The organism is Acidovorax benzenivorans (assembly GCF_028680575.1).
In the GTDB taxonomy this organism is placed as follows: Bacteria; Pseudomonadota; Gammaproteobacteria; order Burkholderiales; family Burkholderiaceae_C; genus Acidovorax; species Acidovorax benzenivorans.
Map to the genome: position 1 here is coordinate 87416 of NZ_JAPCKI010000017.1, position 18540 is coordinate 105955.

General features: G+C 54.7%; 14 protein-coding genes and 1 pseudogene. 7 read left to right on the plus strand and 8 right to left on the minus strand.

Annotated features, from left to right (window positions below; all coding sequences use genetic code 11):
• Window positions 1-110 precede the first annotated feature (110 nt).
• Window positions 111-2489, plus strand: a complete 2379-nt coding sequence (locus OIN59_RS21220) for an NERD domain-containing protein/DEAD/DEAH box helicase (protein ID WP_274113607.1) — start codon at window positions 111-113, stop codon at window positions 2487-2489.
• A 64-nt stretch (window positions 2490-2553) separates the two neighbouring features.
• Window positions 2554-3899 (plus strand): IS3 family transposase gene (locus tag OIN59_RS21225; RefSeq protein ID WP_274113609.1). Its coding sequence is split into 2 segments (ribosomal slippage): window positions 2554-3031 and window positions 3031-3899, totalling 1347 coding nucleotides; the frame shifts between segments, so codons are not numbered across the junction.
• Window positions 3900-3965: 66 nt separating this feature from the next.
• Here OIN59_RS21225 and OIN59_RS21230 read toward each other — a convergent pair.
• Both OIN59_RS21230 and OIN59_RS21235 read right to left on the minus strand, forming a co-directional pair.
• Entirely contained in the window at window positions 3966-4439 is a 474-nt protein-coding gene (locus tag OIN59_RS21230) for a DUF2147 domain-containing protein (protein WP_274113611.1), read from the minus strand.
• Window positions 4427-4900: a hypothetical protein gene (locus OIN59_RS21235; protein ID WP_274113613.1), complete on the minus strand. Its 474-nt coding sequence runs from the start codon at window positions 4898-4900 to the stop codon at window positions 4427-4429. Before OIN59_RS21235 ends, OIN59_RS21230 begins: the two co-directional genes overlap by 13 nt.
• Before the next feature lie 147 nt (window positions 4901-5047).
• Here OIN59_RS21235 and OIN59_RS21240 point away from each other — a divergent pair.
• Window positions 5048-5230: pseudogene (locus OIN59_RS21240) on the plus strand (IS110 family transposase); the annotation flags it as partial.
• A gap of 471 nt (window positions 5231-5701) precedes the next feature.
• Here the strand turns inward: OIN59_RS21240 and OIN59_RS21245 are convergent.
• The 5 genes from OIN59_RS21245 to OIN59_RS21265 all read right to left on the minus strand — a co-directional run bounded on the left by OIN59_RS21245 (window position 5702) and on the right by OIN59_RS21265 (window position 11963).
• The gene (locus tag OIN59_RS21245; RefSeq protein ID WP_274113615.1) at window positions 5702-6073 is read right to left on the minus strand and encodes a hypothetical protein; all 372 of its coding nucleotides are present in this window, start codon (window positions 6071-6073) and stop codon (window positions 5702-5704) included.
• A 584-nt stretch (window positions 6074-6657) separates the two neighbouring features.
• Window positions 6658-7479 (minus strand): hypothetical protein, encoded by an 822-nt coding sequence (locus OIN59_RS21250; RefSeq protein WP_274113617.1) that lies wholly within the window; start codon window positions 7477-7479, stop codon window positions 6658-6660.
• Between the two features lie 20 nt (window positions 7480-7499).
• Window positions 7500-8696 carry a hypothetical protein gene (locus OIN59_RS21255; protein WP_274113619.1) on the minus strand — a complete coding sequence of 399 codons (1197 nt, stop codon included), beginning with the start codon at window positions 8694-8696 and terminating at the stop codon, window positions 7500-7502.
• Between the two features lie 7 nt (window positions 8697-8703).
• Window positions 8704-10266 carry a hypothetical protein gene (locus OIN59_RS21260; RefSeq protein ID WP_274113621.1) on the minus strand — a complete coding sequence of 521 codons (1563 nt, stop codon included), beginning with the start codon at window positions 10264-10266 and terminating at the stop codon, window positions 8704-8706.
• 371 nt (window positions 10267-10637) lie between these two features.
• Entirely contained in the window at window positions 10638-11963 is a 1326-nt protein-coding gene (locus OIN59_RS21265; protein WP_274113623.1) for a patatin-like phospholipase family protein, read from the minus strand.
• A 625-nt stretch (window positions 11964-12588) separates the two neighbouring features.
• Here OIN59_RS21265 and OIN59_RS21270 point away from each other — a divergent pair.
• The 3 genes from OIN59_RS21270 to OIN59_RS21280 all read left to right on the plus strand — a co-directional run bounded on the left by OIN59_RS21270 (window position 12589) and on the right by OIN59_RS21280 (window position 15725).
• Entirely contained in the window at window positions 12589-12846 is a 258-nt protein-coding gene (locus OIN59_RS21270) for a helix-turn-helix transcriptional regulator (protein ID WP_274113625.1), read from the plus strand.
• A 295-nt stretch (window positions 12847-13141) separates the two neighbouring features.
• Window positions 13142-14374: a YagK/YfjJ domain-containing protein gene (locus OIN59_RS21275; protein WP_274113627.1), complete on the plus strand. Its 1233-nt coding sequence runs from the start codon at window positions 13142-13144 to the stop codon at window positions 14372-14374.
• Complete coding sequence (locus OIN59_RS21280; protein ID WP_274113629.1) at window positions 14367-15725, plus strand: DUF3987 domain-containing protein; 1359 nt, start codon at window positions 14367-14369, stop codon at window positions 15723-15725. Before OIN59_RS21275 ends, OIN59_RS21280 begins: the two co-directional genes overlap by 8 nt.
• A gap of 18 nt (window positions 15726-15743) precedes the next feature.
• On the opposite strand, the gene OIN59_RS21285 is transcribed toward OIN59_RS21280, so the two are convergent.
• Window positions 15744-16607: a hypothetical protein gene (locus OIN59_RS21285; RefSeq protein ID WP_274113631.1), complete on the minus strand. Its 864-nt coding sequence runs from the start codon at window positions 16605-16607 to the stop codon at window positions 15744-15746.
• A gap of 716 nt (window positions 16608-17323) precedes the next feature.
• On the opposite strand from OIN59_RS21285, the gene OIN59_RS21290 reads away from it, so the two are divergent.
• Complete coding sequence (locus tag OIN59_RS21290) at window positions 17324-18532, plus strand: hypothetical protein (protein WP_274113632.1); 1209 nt, start codon at window positions 17324-17326, stop codon at window positions 18530-18532.
• Window positions 18533-18540: the final 8 nt, after the last annotated feature.

An 18540-nucleotide genomic window follows, 5' to 3' on the forward strand; every position in this document is an offset into this window, starting at 1 on the left:
CCAGCAGCGCGCGGATGCGATGAAGCCGATCGTTCCTCTCGGTCAATCGCCCTTCCAGCAAATCCGACACATACTGGATACTTTGAACCGACACAGCGTTTCCTTCGTTTATGGCCAGGTTCTTTCCAGCACTCGATCACGCGGAACTCCGCAGTAAAGGCGAATTCACCCTCTTTCAGGAATTGGCAGCCCTAGACGATGGGTTCATCGTCATCCACTCGCTGCCTTGGCTGCGAGGCAGAACCAAGCGGGTGTACTCGCAGGAACTGCAGGAGTACCTGCGGGTTCCCTTGGCTAGAAAGCACCTGTCAGGTGAGGTGGACTTCGTGATCCTGCATGCGGAGCTGGGCATGCTCTGCATCGAGACGAAATCAGGGCTGTATACGCCTTCGGGGGTTCGCTTCATTCACGAACGTGAGGGATACGAAATCGATCCCCTGAATCAGGTCAAGGACAACACCTTCGTCCTCGTTGAGATGTTGCAGTCGTGGCAGATGGCATGCCCGGTTGGCTACGCGGTGCATTTCCCAGACTTCGATCTTGATAGCTCGCAGATCGCCAGCGCGTACATGCCACTTCACTCGCCACTCTCCGACGGCGTCCTGATCCTACAGAAACATAGTCGGGATATGCCTTCACGCATCACTCAGCTGATGGCGCACTGGAAAGTCGCGCTGAACTACGGCAACCAGAACGACTTCAGCCGTGAGATCAATCGATTCCTCAATGCCGTCTGGCCTCGGGAAGCTCGGCGCGAGCATCTGGGACGCAAGATCGTCGCGGACGGCAAGTTGTGGCTTCGACTCGACGAGAAGCAGGCGAATCAGGTGGCCTTGTGCCTTGACTCCGATCGGAGGCTGGTCGCGGGGTTTTCCGGCAGCGGCAAGACACTCATTGCACGCTCCCTCGCCGAGCAATTCGTGAACAGAGGCCTCAAGGTGATCTTCCTTCTGAAGAATCGCCAGATCACACAGAAGGTGGCCGCTCAATTGAGCCATCTCGGCCGGGCGGTCATGGTTCAGACCTTCCATTCCTACTGCGAATCCGTGGGAGCGCGGAACAGGGACGGCAACTCTGGCGAGCCCAACTATGACAAACACTACCTAACGTTGCTTGGTAAGAAGGACCACCGGTACAAGGTGCTGATCGTCGACGAAGCCCAAGCGCTCAACGAGGCAGATCACCTGGCGTTGCGTGACCATTTCGCCAACGCGCGAAAGTTTGTCTTTGCTGACGAGCTTCAGGTGCTTCCCGGTATCGAGAAGGGCAGTTCCTATCGGTTCCTGGAGGACACCTACGGCGAGCGATTCTTCTATCTTGCCACGGTCTACCGGAATCCTGGAGGCATCACCCAGACGATGATGGAAATGCGACCGCCAAGACATGAAGTCAATTGCCCTCGACCGATCTCCCAGGGGGACTTGTCCAAAAGCATCACTAGGGATGTTTCCTTGAGTATCCAAGCCTTGATGGCGGAGCTCTCGGAGGCCGGCGTCACAGCGAAGGACATAATCGTGCTCAGCCAGTTCTCCTGGTTGGTTGGAGGGCTTGATGTCTCGCGATCCACGGTCTCGGCATATCGAGGCATGGAGAAACCTGTAGTCATCATCGTGGCGGGCTTCGACATGGACGACACGACCTTGGCTTGCGCACTCGGGCGGGCCACTACGCGAGCTCACATCATCGTACCTATCGAGTTGCTTGTCGGTCTGAGCAGCGTGAAGTCGGACTTCCTGCGCAAAGGCTTGGAAAAAATTGATCGCACACAGGTGCTCAATCAGGATGCCTGCAATCCGGACCCGCGATTCATCGCTAACAAGGTGCCGAAATTTGCGGGTCCAATTGGAAGGCACGAAATCCTTGGCGAAGGGTTCTTCTACGCAAGTCGGTGGAGACGATGGGTCTACGAAGGCGGACCGAGGTGGAGCAACCGCGGAGCTCAGCTCTGGGGCTGGTGGCTTTCGCTCTCGACGAGCCTTCCCATATCCGGGATTGATCCCGTACGCAACGAACTGACTAACTGCTATTTGCTCCCTTGCACCACATGCGGCACCACGACACCGCATGACGCGCGCGATTCATGTCTTACTTGCCTAGTCTCTCCATTAGACGAGTCCGAGATTTCCGCAATCGCCATGAAGGCGGCAGAATTTGGCGTTCTACGATCGAAAACGCGAGGGCAATCGCTGATCAAAGTGGCAGCATTGGTCGGCGATTTCCAATTCCCGCAACCTAGTGACCCTGTGCGGGAGATTATCGAAGTGCCTGCTTTGACCCTCGCTACCACAATCGTCGAGTTTCGGATGCGTTGCGGGGCGAAAGTTGCTACCAAATCCCAGATGGGGCAATGGCTGAGAGAGGTGTTGGTGGCGAGCGATTTGGATGACTCCATTGAGGGTCTTGCAGGCCGCACGATCAGTAGCCTTTGCGCGCAGAAGCTACTGGTGAAGATCGGCACTGGTCGATACCGACTGACGGATTTTGAATAGCCCCGACTGAATCGCCCCTGTTTTGAACTGACCCCCAGAAGTTGGACAAACTTCAAGGGGTTTCATGAAGAAGTATCAGACAGAGTTCAAGCTCAAAGTGGTCAAGAGTTTTATGGCTGGGGACGGTGGGGCGAAGCTGCTGGTGCGCCAATGGTCTGTGCCTGAGGAGAAGATCCGCACTTGGGTGAGCCACTACCGCCTGCACGGCATAGACGGGTTGCGCCCCAAGCGCTGCACGTACAGTGCACAGTTCAAACTGCAGGTACTGTCCCATCAGGATCGCGAACAGCTCTCCAGCCGCCAGGTCGCTGCGATCTATGACATCCGCAATCCCAACCAAGTCGTGGTCTGGCGACGCAATCTCGATCAAGGTCGCCTGCAGGCTATCGAGAACGAGAAAGAAGAGCGTCCCAAGATGAAGCTGGAAAGCCGCTGCGCAGTGCCGTCGAAAAACGTTGCCGCCGACGCAGCGCAAACCCTACGAGAAGAGAACGAACGACTGCGCGCCGAGGTCGCGTACCTAAAAAAATTGCAGGCCATGATTCGGTCGAAGAGATCAGCTGCGCCGACAAAGCGCGTCTGATTGCCGGGTTGAGGCATCGTCATAAATTGGCATACCTGTTGCAGGTCGCAGACCTGCCACGCAGCACGTTCTACTACCAATGCCAAGCGAGCCAGCGCGCCGACCAGCAAAGCGCCTTGGAGGCCAGGATTCGTACTGTCTATGACGAGCATAAAGGACGCTACGGCTACAGACGGATCACGGCCGCGCTATGCAATGCTGTGGTGGAACCGATCAACCACAAGTGCGTGCAGCGTCTGATGCGCAAGATGGGGCTGCGCGCGTTGATTCGGGTTAAGAAGCGATCCCGGCATGTTCTAGGCGTCAGCGATGCGCACGTGCCGAACGTTCTACAGCGCGACTTCCGTGCGACCGCACCAAACCAGAAGTGGGCAACCGATGTCACCGAATTCAATGTGAATGGCCACAAGCTCTACCTGTCAGCTTGCATGGACCTCTACAACGGCGAGATCGTCGCGTACCGCATGGCAAGGCGTCCGGTCTTCGAGATGGTTTCCAGCATGCTCGAGGCAGCGCTGGCACGGACCGCTTGCACGGGGGAACTGATCGTCCACTCGGACCAAGGTTGGCACTACAAGATGCAGCCCTATCGAGCGATGCTTGTGCAACGGGGAGTCAAGCAAAGCATGAGCCGAAAGGGCAACTGCTTTGACAATGCGGCAATTGAGAGCTTCTTCGGCACCCTCAAGGCCGAGTACTTCCGGCTTGCTGCGCCCGACAGCCTTGATACGCTCGAAGCGGGCGTGCATGAATACATTCACTACTACAACCATGAGCGCATCAAGCTCAGATTGAGCGGACTCAGCCCGGTGGGATACCGACTGTGAAACAGCGACTGATTGGCGGCAAGGTAACCGTCCAACTTCTGGGGGGCAGTTCAAAACCGGGGCGATTCACTGCGCCGACGCGGCGTTTGAGGCAACTCGTTCCCATGTGGCCTTGCCGCGGACAAGTCCGAAAAACATGTAGCCTAGAAGTTGTGCCTTTCCGTCAACTAACTCTATCTCGCACTGGGCAACGGTTCCTTGACCGATTCCGGGGCGTAGATCGACAACTTCCCCGCCAACCCACCTTTCATCGTGACGCCTCAATTTTCGAATGAACCTATAGCCAATGAGTGACTTGTTCTTGAGGTCGCCGCTGCACTTCTCGCATATTGGGTTCAACTGACGCCCGGTAGCATCGGTAATTGAAACGATTCTGCCGTTTAGCGTTGCCTCATCGAGATAAAGTTCAATGATTGATATAAGCTTGTTTCCATCGTCAACCGCGCGCCAAAATCCTATTAATGATTCTGTGGCAAGGCAATTTCCGGTGAAAAGAAGGGCAAAGGCACTGACTACCATCTTCGCAATCACAGGAGACATGTCTTGCTCCGTAGGAAGTCATACTTGTAGAAAATTACTGTCAGTATTCCGACTAACATCGTGTACTGTCCGAATAGTCCGCACCACAGCATTGACTTGGTCACTCTAAACCTAGAGTATAGGTCTTCTGCATGTCCGTTGTTTCGGAGTGATTTGATGGTGGCCTTGCTGCGATCGAAGATGTTTTTGAACAGGTGGTAGAGTCCCCCGAAGCCTATCAAAGTAAAGGATAGTGCGACGTATACCAAGTACTGTGAGTAGCAAAGCATGCTGAGTGGGTTGTCTTTGCCAGCAAACCATCCCAACACAATGAGAAGAATACCGGCGATTCTCAGATTCCCATCGACAAGTTCCTTGTATGCGTCCTTCAGGGCTTCAAGGTGGACCTCAAACACCTTCTTGGCATCCAGTGCTGGGGGCTGTGGCGTTGGCGACGGGCGGGGTTTGAATACGCGTGGCATGAGTCGGTTATGTTTGGTGACACCTAACGAATGGAATGGACTTCCACGTCCCAAGTGAACCGCACCGTTGCGGCATAAGGCATGCAGGCGCAACGAGGGGAGGTTCGATCTCTCATCAACTCACTCGTTTGTCGGAAGGGGAATTCCATGACTGCCATTGTCACCATCGGAATCGATCTGGCAAAGAATGTCTTTGCGCTACATGGCGTTGATGCCACAGGCAAGCCGGTACTTTGACGTCCTAGCGTGGCGCGTGCCAAGCTGCTCGAATTCATCGCTGCGCTGCCGCCGTGTCTCATCGGCATGGAAGCCTGCCCCGGCGCTCACCACTGTGTTAAACCGGTGCAAAACTGACCAGCTGAGGGGTCAAGATTGGGGCAGCCCTAACACGCGGTGGTGTGCTATTGGATCGCGCACGATCTCGATCCTTTGCTTGTGCGCACCACCGGCAAACAGGCTCAGCTCTAACAGGCTGCTGAAATACTTCCGGAAGAAGAATGTTGTTTCAAGAGGGTATACCTCTCACCCAATGCAAAAATGATCGCTTGTAGCCCGTTCTGAGCGGTCGATGTTTTGGGTGGCAGAGACGCAAATCAGTATTTCAGCAGCCTGCTAAGGCGCTGCGCTCTCGGGGCTTGTTCGTTAAGTAATTTTCGCTTGTGAGAGCTGTGCCGGGCAGGTATCTCACAACCCTAGACAAGAATGGTCGGTGAGGGGCGCTGAAAGAGGTCGCTCAACATCTTAAATTGCCGGCGCTGCGCGGCTAAATCGCACAGCGTCCGGTGGATTTATGAGCTGTGCCTATTTCCCAGTAGTGTGCGCGGCTGTCGTAGAAGCGTTGGCAACGGTAGGCAGTGAAGGGTTGTTTTGAGATGCGCCAAAATAGAAGCCAATAATGAGCGTCACAAGTGGTGGAATTACTTTAACGCACGCATCGAAAATAGTCTTTCCGGATGATTCAGTTGATGGCTGACTCGGTTCAGGTCCGAGTGCATAAAAGATCATCGCCAATAAAAAAATGAAAGCAAGGAATGCAAGTACTGAAGCAGCAAAGTACATCTTGCTCTTCTCGAATTCCGACATCGTACCTACCGCAAACATGCCATAGGCAACGCCACCGGCTAAAACCGAAACCACTAATAGGGTGATGACGAAGAGCATATTGCGTGACATTAATTTCTCCTTAGGAAATAAAAAACCAAAAAACGCCGACGATGCGATGACGCCCTATGCCAAACGTAAGGGGCCGACCGCAGGTCAGTTCTCTAAACGGGGCATAGACCACGGCCTCACGGTTGCCGACAGATTGCTACTCTTACATGCTTGGCTTAGGACTCTCTCGAGCCCCCGTGTCGAGGACGGCGATCTTGGGACGCGCCCATACATTCGATTGCATCGCATAGGGCTGACCGCCTCTACTCTGATACTTACGACCAATGTCTGCGTTCGGTGTGAACCATCTTTCGCTGACGACAGAGTTATATGAATGGGTTTTGGCTTGGATTCAAACGAAAATTCCTCCATCTCATAATAGTTTTCAATGTAACCTATGAGATTAAAACAGAGAGACTTTAAGCTGCGGATGGAGTCCCATTCGTCCGAAGAATATTGATTGATATCCTTGAAAAGACCTGCGTAGTTCGATTTGAAAGGAAATATATCTCCCATGATTGGTATCTAGATTTGGAAACTCCTAAGCATCTGGCACCTAATTTGAGATCAAAAAAATCCGGGGCGGTTCATGGCGGCGGTCTTCTTCAATCTGTGCGAGGGTCGCCCGATAGGTAATGACCAAACACGAGCCTATACGCGTCCGAGGTGCGCGGTCCAAGCTTGCCATCCTCTCTCAGAAAAATGCCAGGGAACGTGTTCAGGAATGCCTGCAGCGCAATCCCTCCGGGGGTCACCACATCGGGCGCGTAGCGCAACGCGCCAGATTCAGCGTCTGCAAGCGCACCCGCCAAGTCAGGCTCTGTTGTGTCGAACTCCACCCCGTCTAACTCTCCCAACTCCGCCAACCGACGCAGCACGCAGGCGGCGCCAACCTGTTTGGAAACGGCATCCGGATCCCAGATGCCATCTTTCACATACTTGCCCCGGCTATATTGATTTGTGAAGCTCCACAGATAGGGACTTTTCACTTCTGGATGGAAATTACGGTAGCCCCACCCGTTGTAGCGCTCCCATTTGAAGAGCATGCCTGGAATAGACCAGTCGGCCCAGGAGTCATAGCCCTGTAGAGTTAGCGCATCCACAGCACTGACTTCCCATGTGAATGGTGGACTGCCCTTGTGAGGTCTGCCCGCGGGCACCTGCACGGTGCGTGCAGACAAGGGATCGCCATTGTGAAGGTGAGTAGCGAAATTTAGACTTCCCTCCATGTTGTGGATGACGCCAACCACGTACCAGGGCACGTTAAGCTCCTCGGCAACGTTGACGTATCGAGCGCGAGCACTGATGATTCCGTCAACTGCCTTCTGAACGATGGCACGCTTTTCGGGTCGGATCTGGCAAGTATCAAAGAGTGATTGATACTCATTGCGTAGGGCAGGAGTAAGGGTAGGCTTAGCGACAGGCATAGACGATCCTTTCGACTGGTTCACGGGTTGAACAAACTTATCGCCCCTGACGGCATGCTGCCGTCCACGGAGGCATAGCGCGCTGGATCAAACAGTTCCCAGGCCGGAATGACCCATGCTGTGCATGCTTCTATGTTTCCAGCGATGTGCATACCTACGAAGACGTAGCCGTCATTGACAGGCACAACCACCGGGCTACCGCTATCGCCGCCCAATGTGGCATGACCAAGTTCTAGCTGCAGTTCCAATACGGAGTGCAGAACCAGCTTCGACTTGCCTGGCGATTCGAAAACGTAGGTGAGGGGGCAGTTTTCGCAGTAGGTCGAGACGTCCGCAAATAACACGACAGGTTCCGCATCGCTCAAGCGGTCTTTGTGGTTCGACGGCACCATGATTTCCAGCAGTACACCGTTCTGCATCAACGCAAAGAGGTCCGGCAGGTCGACGGCAAACGGATGTTGAACCGACCAACGAATGCCGGAGAACGCCTCACTAACGCGTTGCAAGTCGGTCACTTTGGCGAACTGCACATCAAAGCTGGTAGCAGGGTAAGGCGCCAAACGGCCACCGTGGACGGTGCCTTCTAGACAGGGAACTGTGTCGGTAGGAATCTCCGCTCGGACTACGCGAAACTGCTTCGCGTTCTCTTCCGCAATGCCCCGGCCATTCAGCGGTGGATAGGGACTAAGCACATGTGCGGGCGCGATAGCAAAAGCGTCCCCATCATCTCCCTGCACCACGCAAGCCAATGCTCCCCAGTCAGCTACACCTTTGGTAGACACGCTGTGTATCGCCGTCGCGGCCTGCGCACGTGCATCCAAGAATCGAGATTCTTGCTGTACATCCGTAGGCACGGCGCAAATCAGCAACCGACCACCCACCATCGCTGGTGTGAGCAGTTCACGCGGCAGGCACTGCGATGGTCCAAGATCCTCTTCAGCTTGTTTGCGCCGTACCACGAAAACGACGCAAGGCTCGCTTCGCTGCAACCGATCGCCATCGGCCATTGTCCGCCTACGCACACCACCCACCACGTGCACTACCGAGCGGTAGCGCTGCGTCATCTCCGCGCGGCGACACGCTGCGAGCTGAAGCGCTAGCGCGAATTGCTCGCCTGAGTCGAGTTGCTGGTAGTGGGTCCGGGCATCGTCGATAAGTGTCTGATCCCGTGCGGCTGAGCGCCTCTCAAGCAGCTTGGATGCGGCGCTGCGTGCCATTGCTCGCTTACGCCGCGCAAGCGGCGACACCCTTGGGGCTGATGCGCTGCTGTAGGCGCATTTCAGTGCTAGTGACAAGCGCCGAATTGGCTTCGGCGAACGCAACTATCGCTTTCTGTATTGCAGCGCGCGTGTCCTTCGGACCAGTGCCGGGTACGCAGGTCATCGTCACGTTTAGCGTGGCGCCAATGACCTGAGCCGAAATGAATCGGAACTTGTGAGTGCTGTTGACTGGGGCGAAGTCTTGGTCTTTCGGCAGTTTGGCGAGAGCTGTTGCCATCTTGCTAAGCTCCGCCGCCAGAGCAACTGCATCGGCCTTAGCCTTCTCGGCTGCAACCTTGGCCGACTCATCCGAGGAGGGTTGATCCGCCTTCTTCTGCGTTGGCGCTTCTACACGGACCTTGACGATCTTGCTCTGTCCGCCAGATGAGGCATCCATAACCAGCACCGAGAGGTCGAATGATGCAGCGATATTCTTGGACGCGCGAATCTCGACAGTGCTATCGCCCGGCAGAGGCGAAATAACTTCCAACCCGCGAGTGGGGGATTCCAAGAACCTCGCCACATAAGGCTTGGCTCCACCCTGAACGCGGATAACGCGAGACTGCACCTCATCGATGCCCGTAGAAAAAATCACTTCTTCGGGCTCAACTCGAATTGCAATGACTGCGTCACTGACACCGCAGGCCTTGAGCGTTTCGGTGCTGGTGTGTCCCTTGAAGGGCGCGAGCCGGGCCGCGAGGGGTAGGTAGCTTGCTTGCAACTCGGCTCTGGCGATCGATAGGTCATTCAACGCCATAGACAGAGCCGTAGAAACGCCCACAGACCCGGTCGCGGTGGATTGGGCGCTCCCTCTCGCTGCTAGACGTGTAGACACAAGCTTGTCTACTCCCAGCCCCGGTGCGAACTTTCCAGCGATCTGCGCCAAGTCTGCGATTGCGCGTGTTGTCGCAGCGGGATCCGCAACTGTGCTGCTTACAAGACGGTTCACCTGAGCGTCTATGGTTTCCAGAGTCCCTTTCAATTGGCCAGCTGCTAGTGCCACCTGCGAGGGCAGCAAAGCAGCATCAGAAAGGGCTGCTAGGGCCGCAGCGTAAGCATCACTGGCCGATTGCAGCTGATCGCGCACCTCATTACTCAGCGCTTCGGATAACACGGCTTCCACTGCGTAAACCCGCTTGGCCGCAGCCAGCTTTGAGGCCAAAGTAGGCAATGTGCGTTCGACATTGCGTGCGGCGGCGATGATCTCACGTAACTCGGCGCTACCGACCTGCAAGGGAAGAACAGCTTGCACAGCGCAGTTCACCGCACCAATGCCCGACTGATATGCGTCCAACCTTGACTTAGGCACGTTTTGCACGCTGTACAAATAGCCCGTTCCACCAGCCAACGCCAGACCTGTGTAGACGTCACGGTGGGCACTGCTGACGCCAGCCACCACTGCGAGTGCACCCAGGCCCAGCAGCGCATCGTTCAACGCCACCTGGGTGCCCACTTGCTCGCGCGCTTTCTCATGTAAAGCGCGCTTGAGTGTGTCAGCACGGGCGCGCGCCACTTCCATGCTGTCCAAGTTACCGGCCGGTTCAGGTAGTCGGTCCCAGGTGACTATGGGATTTACGCCACACGCTGCGACGGTCAGCAGAGCGAACGCCGCACACGGTGCTCGCCAAAGGTGCGCTTTGTTCATTTGCATCCCTCGCCATGTCTTCTTGGAAATGAGGCCACACACCATGAGTCGGTGAGTTCGTTGGCCTGTGATGGATGCTAGTTGGCGGCCATGACGTGTCAAGCATTGAATGCGCGGAGGAGTTACTCAACGAACTGTTGGCCGATTCTGAGGGCAATGGCGGGAGCAGGAACGTCTGTGGAAAGGAAAACTAAGACTTGCAGTTGTTTCTGCAAGATAGAGGCGCACTGTGCGCTCTTGTTGAACAGCAAATCTTATTGATTCGTATCTTTTATCTGTTCCTTGTGCTCTTCGGCTATTCGATAGGCGCCCATCAAGTGGGCTCGAGTTTCTTTATAGGCACTCCAATCGAACTTGGTTAAAAAATCGAGAGCCGCTTCAGCCCCAAGTACGAACAGATCAGTCATCTCTTTCTCGGCCATTTCGAACTTGAGCCAATGATGCTCTTTGGTGTCGATGTAGCCGACCAGTTGCTGGAAATCAGGATTCTTGCGTATGAATTCGTAGTCGAGACAATGTCTGGAAGCATTAAACGTTTGTCCGATCAGCTCCAGTACGTTGTTGATTTCATGGCTGCGCTCGTCATATTCGAGCTTTACGCCAAACGTAGGTCGTGACGGGACCTTGTGGGTGGAGTGGAAGACATCGATCGGAAAATTGGACATCACCCCGCCATCCACGAAACACGCTTGTTTTGGAGGAAATCTGGGATTCTTTGCAGAATCCAACCCCGCGTGCTCTTTCCAGTGGTCTTTGTTGGGAGCCGGTAGCGGCACACGATAGGGACTGAAAAAAACGGGAATCGACATAGACGCCCGAACATAATCGGCTGGGTGTACGGCGTCTGGATTTTGCCAATATAACTCGGCCATCCGTGGGAATTCCACCTTGGTTTCGGTAGAAATATCGGCCGCCACCAAGCAAAGATGGTGTTTTAGAGGATCAAGTGGTGGTAGCGATACGTTGCGATCAAGCTGTGAGGTTTGGTGCGGGTTGGGGCGCAGGGTCCAGCCCACAGGTGTGGTGGCCATTCGGGCCCGTAACGCTGCAGTGCTCGTGATGCCCTGTTTTTCCAACACGGATTTGAGCCATTGGTGGAATTTCTCGCCTCTATTGAGGCCTTTGATTTCCTTTAGGTTATCGACGACTTGTAGGCCCTTGGCCATGCCCTTCAAAAAGCTTGGCTCGGACAGCATGGTGTTGACGAAGTCCGCCGCGTCCTCATCATCGTCGTCCTTGCCATCCATGAAGCTGGCCATGGGGACGTTCGCCAGTATCTCCATAAGGCGACCGCTTTTACTTTGCGATGGGGGCCCTGAAGCACCTAATATCAACGCTGCGATTGACCCTGCCGACGCGCCTCCGATACCGACAAAACGCAACTGGACCTGTTCAAGAATGTAGACATAGCCTGCCAGCGCTATGCCTAGAACTCCGCCACCCTCCATCACCAGGTCGACGTATTGATTTCCTGCAGCGTCAATGACATCGCTGTAAATCTTGTCTTTGAGCCCTTGCGGCTCCAGCATATTCACCACATGGCTTGCGGCCGAGTAGAAATCACCTGCTGTCAGCGTCATGCTCCCTCCCTTTCATAGATTGATGAACCCTGGGCACTCTAGTTTTCAGTAGTGGCGGGTGCAAGCGGCCGCCCCAGGCCAGGCCATGTGGGCAGTGGCAGCTCGCGCGCCTTCTGTATACGGCACACCCCTGCTGGGCTCGGGTAACGCGGTTTTAACCCTTGAAGCTTGTTTAGGGCAAGCCCGGAATGCGCAATAGGTCGCAGCTTTCATCTCAGTGCCCTGGCAGCAGATATGCAGCAGAAAAAAGCGAAGCGCTATCAAAAATCTGGGCAATTTTCTGTCGCAACTCCACACCAATGTGCGCGCAGTTCCTCCTGGTGGACGTCGAGCAGAGGTTGCGCTGGCTTCTAGTGATCAATGCGGGACGGCATGCGAACACGAACATCGGGGTCTGCATTCGCATTGCCTCTTCATAGGAGAGGGAAGCAAATTTCGAGCGGGTTAGCAGGATGTTTGAAGGATCATGAGCAGGCGGCTTGGAGCGGCGTGAATGCAGCACCAAAAATCGCTCCCTGTCAAGGACAGCTCTTGCTGGCGCGGTCTGATCCCAAGCAGGTTAGTTCTTTCCAACAACTGTTTTCTCTTTAATTGCGGTTCTGACAAACCAATACGGAGAAAACCCTTGGCCCTCAAAGCAATTCCCATTCAACCCGATGGCGCAGTTACAGATGCGCCTCTCAAGCTGATTCGCCGCGCGGAGTTGGCCAATATGCTGGGTATCTCGCGCTCCATGACCTACCTGAAGGGGAAACCTGATTCTCGTTATTTCGACCCGCTGTTCCCGGTGCCAATCCGGATCGGCGTGCGCATGCGCTGTTTTTTCTTGTCTGATGTTAAGAAGTATCTGGACGCTCTGGCCCAGCAGCGTCTTGCTACTTAAGAGGGGGTATTAAATATCTTTTGAATAACAAAGGGTCTTGCTATCGCTGAAGTTTCTTCTCCCAAGGAGATTCTGGGAGATGCTTGATGAGTTTTTCATATTGTTGATCTGGTCTAAAACTAGGTATTTAGATACTACATATAGGAGTGAGTGTATAGGTGTAGATGGATGTGATTCAGTAGTCGATGTAGAACATGTGCATGCTCAATCAGTTGAGCATGTCTATAGAGCCTAGGATGACCACTAGTTCATCCTGGCGAACTTCTAGCAGTGTGAATTTGATTGAAGGGTGTATATGGATAAAGAGCAATACTACTTTGCCAAGAAGTATGTTGATGTGCAGCAGTTTCTTGAACCGGAAGAATGCCATTCCAGTAAGTTGATGATCGGATGCGAAGAACGTGTGTGGTTTGAGCACAAGCAGGCTGCCCGTATGTGCCAGGACTTGATTGCGCACAATTACAAACCACCTTTCTGGGCAGGGTTCAATGCGGACGTTTTGATTCCTAAGAATAGTGTGGGACGGCGAATGTTGCGCTTTTTGGGCTTGCTGTGGAATGAGTTGGAGGCACGATATCACTCTGAGGTGCCGGCGTATGAATACCGCGTCTTTTGTCCTGAGGTTGATTTGATTCGTCGAGCGGCGACTGCGGCATTGACTGTCGGTGGTGGTGAAGTAGATGGCGTAGGCTACGTCTCCCCCCTTTCCTTTGAACCATGGGAGTTCAGTTTGTTGACAGGGAGTAAATTCATAGAAGCAAGCAGCGAGTTGAATGCGCTGGCGGATCTGATTCGACGTGGGCTCCTTACGAAAGATTTGCGCAATGCCATCAAGGGCTTCCGTCGAAATGCTACTGAGCGCTACAAGCACTTGATGCACGTTGCACAGGCTGGATGGCTCAAGAACGCGCGCAATCTGCTGATCAGGCTGGATTGGGGTTACCGAACTACCAGTCCTTCTGTGCCTGTGGAGTTCAAAAGCCAGCAGGAATTTTTGAAGGGTTGTGAGGAGATCAATCAGTACCGAGAAAAGATGCTGGAGATTTTGCGAAAGATGTTTGGGAGCGAATTGACATTTTTCGCTTGGAAGATTGAATGTTCTGATTTCCGTGGCTTACACGTACACTGGCTTATTGCGGTTGACGGTGCTAAGCACCAGGATCGTATTAACCTGCCACGTCAGATCGCAGCGGCTTGGGACGCTGAGATTGATAGAGATAAAGGGTATACATTCAATGTCAATGCCCTGCCTAAAACAGAAAAAACCGGCCTCCGTGTGTTGAGCTACAGCGATCCGGACCTCCTCGATGTATTGGGATTTTATTGTGACTATCTGACCAAGGTGGATTACACCCTGAAACTTCGGATGCCAAAGCACATGCGCTCTTTTGGTTGTTCGAAGCTGAAAAAAATCAAAACCAAAAAACCTGGCCCGGCACGCTCGTACCAGATGCAGGTGAAGGATATTCATGCCGTTCGGGGCCCGAAAGGAAACCGCTTTTTTAAAGCGAGAACACGCCGTGTTTGATCCTTATCGTCAAATCTATAGCTATCCTGTCGAAGCATTGCCCAAAAGAATGGGGGATGCCCTTTATGCCGTCACGGGCAGCACCAAGGCCTCTGAAGCCTTGGTGGTCCCGATCATTCTGTCGGCCGCAGCTGCTGCTGTGCAGGGCGTGGCGGATGTGCAAAAGCCGTACTCTTGTCACGAAGACCGCATGCCTACAAGCATGTTCTTTGCCGGGATTGCGAGCTCCGGATGCCGCAAGTCTTCTGCCCTGAAGCAGGTTCAGGGGCCCTTTGAAGAGTTTGAGCAGGGGTTGTTGCAAGCCCCCCTGGACGATGCGTGCGAAGCTGCCGAAGCCTCCCACCATTTTTTGCTGGAAGAGGCGACGGAGCAGGGTGTGGTGGATCTGTTTCGCAGTGGTGCCAAGTCGCTTTTCTATGCTTTGGACGAAGGAGCGCTGCTGTTCGATAAGCGCCTCGATGTGGCTGCCCTGTGTAAGCGTTTTGATGGTGCCACCATTCGCCATACCAGCCGTAAAGAGGGCGCAATCTTCGTGACAGACACCCGGGCCTCAATGTGCATGCTGACCCAAGGCGTGACGTTCGATCGAGTCATGAAGAAGAAGGGTGACGTGTTGGTGGAGGCGGGGCTGTTGCCTCGAATGCTCATGTCCTTCTGTTCAGACGCTTCTGCTCCTGCAGGACGGTTTTTTACACCAGCTGCGGTGCCCGGCCAGTACGAGGCACTGATCGCGCCGTTCCATGAGCGTCTTCGCTCACTACTACGTCAATATGCCCGGAGCCTGGCGACTCCTTCCGGCAAGCGGCAGCTTCTGATCTTGAGCCCGCAGGCGGCGAATCTGTGGACCGCATTTGCGAGAGAGATGGAGTACGAGTACGCGAGTAGTTCTCTGTGGCGGGATGTGGAGGTGTTCGTGAGACGTGCACCAGAGCACGCTTTGCGTCTTGCCGCCGTGCTTCATTATTTTTCTTCTGGCGATACACAGGTCTCGGAGACTGCTGTGCAAGCTGCTTGTCGTGTCGTTATGTGGCACCTTGGCCAGGCCAAGAGAGCCTTTGGTGAGCCCCCCGTTGAGATTCGGGCGCAGCAGTTGGCGGGCATGCTCTACGACTACCTTGTTCGAGCATTGCCTGTCGCTGGTCCAAGCCGCATCAGTCGTAGTCAAGTGTTGCGTTGCGGCCCCCCAGAACTGCGCAAAGCTGCACATCTCAATTTAGCCCTTCACTCCCTGCGCAATGCAGGACAAATCTCGGTTGTTTACCAGAAAGGGAAGGAGGAGATTGTCTTGATCAATCCCCCCCCTTCGATGCTCTCGTACGGCATACCCGGAGCGCAGAGGCTGTGGCCCTGATGAGCTCAAAGCGGCTGCTTAAGCCTTCAGCTTGCACAGCTTGGCCAGACGTGCGCGGAGTTGAGGGTTTTCTTTGGCCCAGCGGGGAAGTTTTTTTATGATGCCTTCCACCGTCAGGTCCCGGGCATATTGGGAGACTGTCTCTCCCTTCCCCTGACGTTGCCTAAGTTCGTCTTTGTGCGTTTCCAGGGTTGCTTCTATTTCCACGGAGTACTCATTGCCCAAGGCGGTAAGGCTGCGGTGCATCTTCCCCTCGCTTGCGGACTCAAGGCACTGGATGATGACTTCCTGAACGGCTTCCATGCCACGATTAGCGCCCTGACCACCCTTGGAGGAACGGTCTTGGCGGGCTGCTGGTAGCAGGGGAACACCCTTGGGTACCTCAAGGTGCGTTCGCAGGAAGGCAGCCTCCAACTGCAGGGCGAAGAATGGTGAGACAACCTGGTCCAGGAAGGCTTTTTCCTTGAGGTTGTCTGCGGCAAGCAGCCGTTTCATCAACGCCTCATCGGGCTTCTCGTTGTGCAGTGGGGTGGTCAGAGGATGCAAATCGTAGAACGCATCATGGATTCGCTGGACCAGAGTCAATGTGCGAAAGTACGCGTATTCGAGGACTTGATTGGCTTCAACGCTCAGCGACTCTTTACCTTTTGCCAGCGCAGCACGCTTCAGCACAGAAAATTCATCGCCTGCCAGGCTTGTTTCTCCCCAGATTTTTTGCAGTCGGGGAGCGTGTTTTTCTTCAGTGCGCTTCAGCTGGTCAACAGCCTCATCCCAAATTGCCCTCAATGTTGGGAGCAGTGCGGGAGGAGGACTCGTAAACGCCATGGAGGTTTGTACTGCCTTGAGGTCGAAAGGAGGTTTTTGGTTGGTATCTGCACTCATGGTGAGGTAAAAATTCGGTTGATGTCTATGCCTGCATACGCGGGCGGCCAGCGATCATGAGAACCTGATGGCACGAATGCCATCAGACTCTTGAGCATTCCCAAGGATTGCTCGGTTGTGATTGCCGGAGACTCCCAGTGAGCGACGACAGCATCTCTGGGTTCAACCGGCGTCGAGGGTTGGCGTAAACAGCCTACTCGAGCGGGTGTGCACCGTTTTCTTAGCTACGCAGCCTCGGGCTGCCGTAGTAGGTAGTGCTGTATGTTCAATGGAGCTGCGAAGCGTGTCGCAATTCCACCCCCAAGTGTGCATTCTTGGAGTTAAGGCCAGTTTTGCCTTGAGGAAACCCCGTCCATGTTTTTAATGGACACATGGCTTGCGTTGGGGCCACTTTGCCGTTGCAAGGCGACCGTAGGCTCCAACTATTTTGACCATGTTTGTACTTGAAGGTACGGAGAATAGCAGTGTTGAAGAAAGGCGTCTGGATCGGGAAAATGATCAGCGCTACACAAACGGGACATAGACCTCGTGCCCGCGTACCTGTGCTGGGGCGCTGTTGGCCACCATTACAATGCATGCAGGCGCCCGCCCTACCTGCACGCGAGTAGAAACAGGCATTCTTTTCAAGTCATCGATTTCCCACCTGGGCCTTGCCGTCGGGGATTTAAACGCGTGCATCTGACCCGATCCGGCATGGTTGACCCGAAGGAAAATCCATGACTTTGAAAGAATTGGCATACGCAGCACATGCCGCCCTCCAAGACCGCGCCGGTTGCGTCATCAAACGCAGTCATGTTCACGAGCTTTTAGCTGCCACCTTTGGCAGTCGTTCATGGGCATCGTTTCACGCCAGATTTCTGCTTGCGGATGCTGGGGTGGGTAACGTCCCCGTCGATGCATTGCCCAAAGTGACGGGGCGTGCGCTTCAGCTCGGATACGACCAGCGCACAGCGATTTCTGTCGTCCACACACTCCTGGAATTTGTTGAAACCCATCGACTGTCTTGTGTTTCTCGGGCCGAGTTGCAGGCTGTGTTGCTGCCACCAGCGCAGTATGCGAAAGACGATCAGGAGGATGAGGACGAGGATGCTGATTGGCATGAGGATCCACCCAGTGCGGATTTCGCTGCAGCCCGGCTGACGAGAGAACTGATCGAAAAATCGCCCCTCTTGATCCACGGATTGAAGCAGTATGCTGATGAATCCGATCCACAAGGTCATTTCTTGTTGGCGGCACTGTATCGCTGCAAGCGCCCCAATCCGTACCTCCATGAGGAATCGCTCAAAGGACGCGTGCTCAACGCGGTGGAGCAGGGCTGGGTGGCGGAGTACCTGCGTCAAGTGCCGAGACACCGGCTGTACGAGTTCCATCTCAAAGAAGCTGCATTGGGCGGTGTAAGGGCTGCAGCACTTGAGTACGGTATGAGCTTCGACAGTAGTGAGTTTCTCGCTTTGGCTGAGCGGCTGGAAGGCGCCGTGGATGCACGCCAGATGGCCCAGATCGCCTCGACGCCCAATGCAAGGGGGCAGTGGCTTCGCGAGGCTGCACAGAAGGGCGACGAAGCGGCGTTGGAGGATCTGGCGGCCCAAGGAGATGATTGGGCAGAGGAGCAGTTGGCCCAACGCGGGGACGTCTACTGGATACGCCGAGCCGCCGAGCGTGCAATCGAAAACCGTGAAGCGGGACGTGCGTGGATGTGGCAGCACCTCGCATTGAAATTCGGAGCTGATTTAACGAAGTCGACCATGAGGGCCTACCACGATGGCGGAAGTCACAATGGAGAGTTCTACGACAGTGACTTTGGCGGCCCACTGTTTGTCGATGGCGACGAAGGCCTTCTATTGCCACCCCTCAGTCGGGCAGATCAGTCCGCAGCAAAGGGCAAAGCGCAGACGATCTTCGCAATGGCGAAGCAGCGTGGTTGATCCAACTG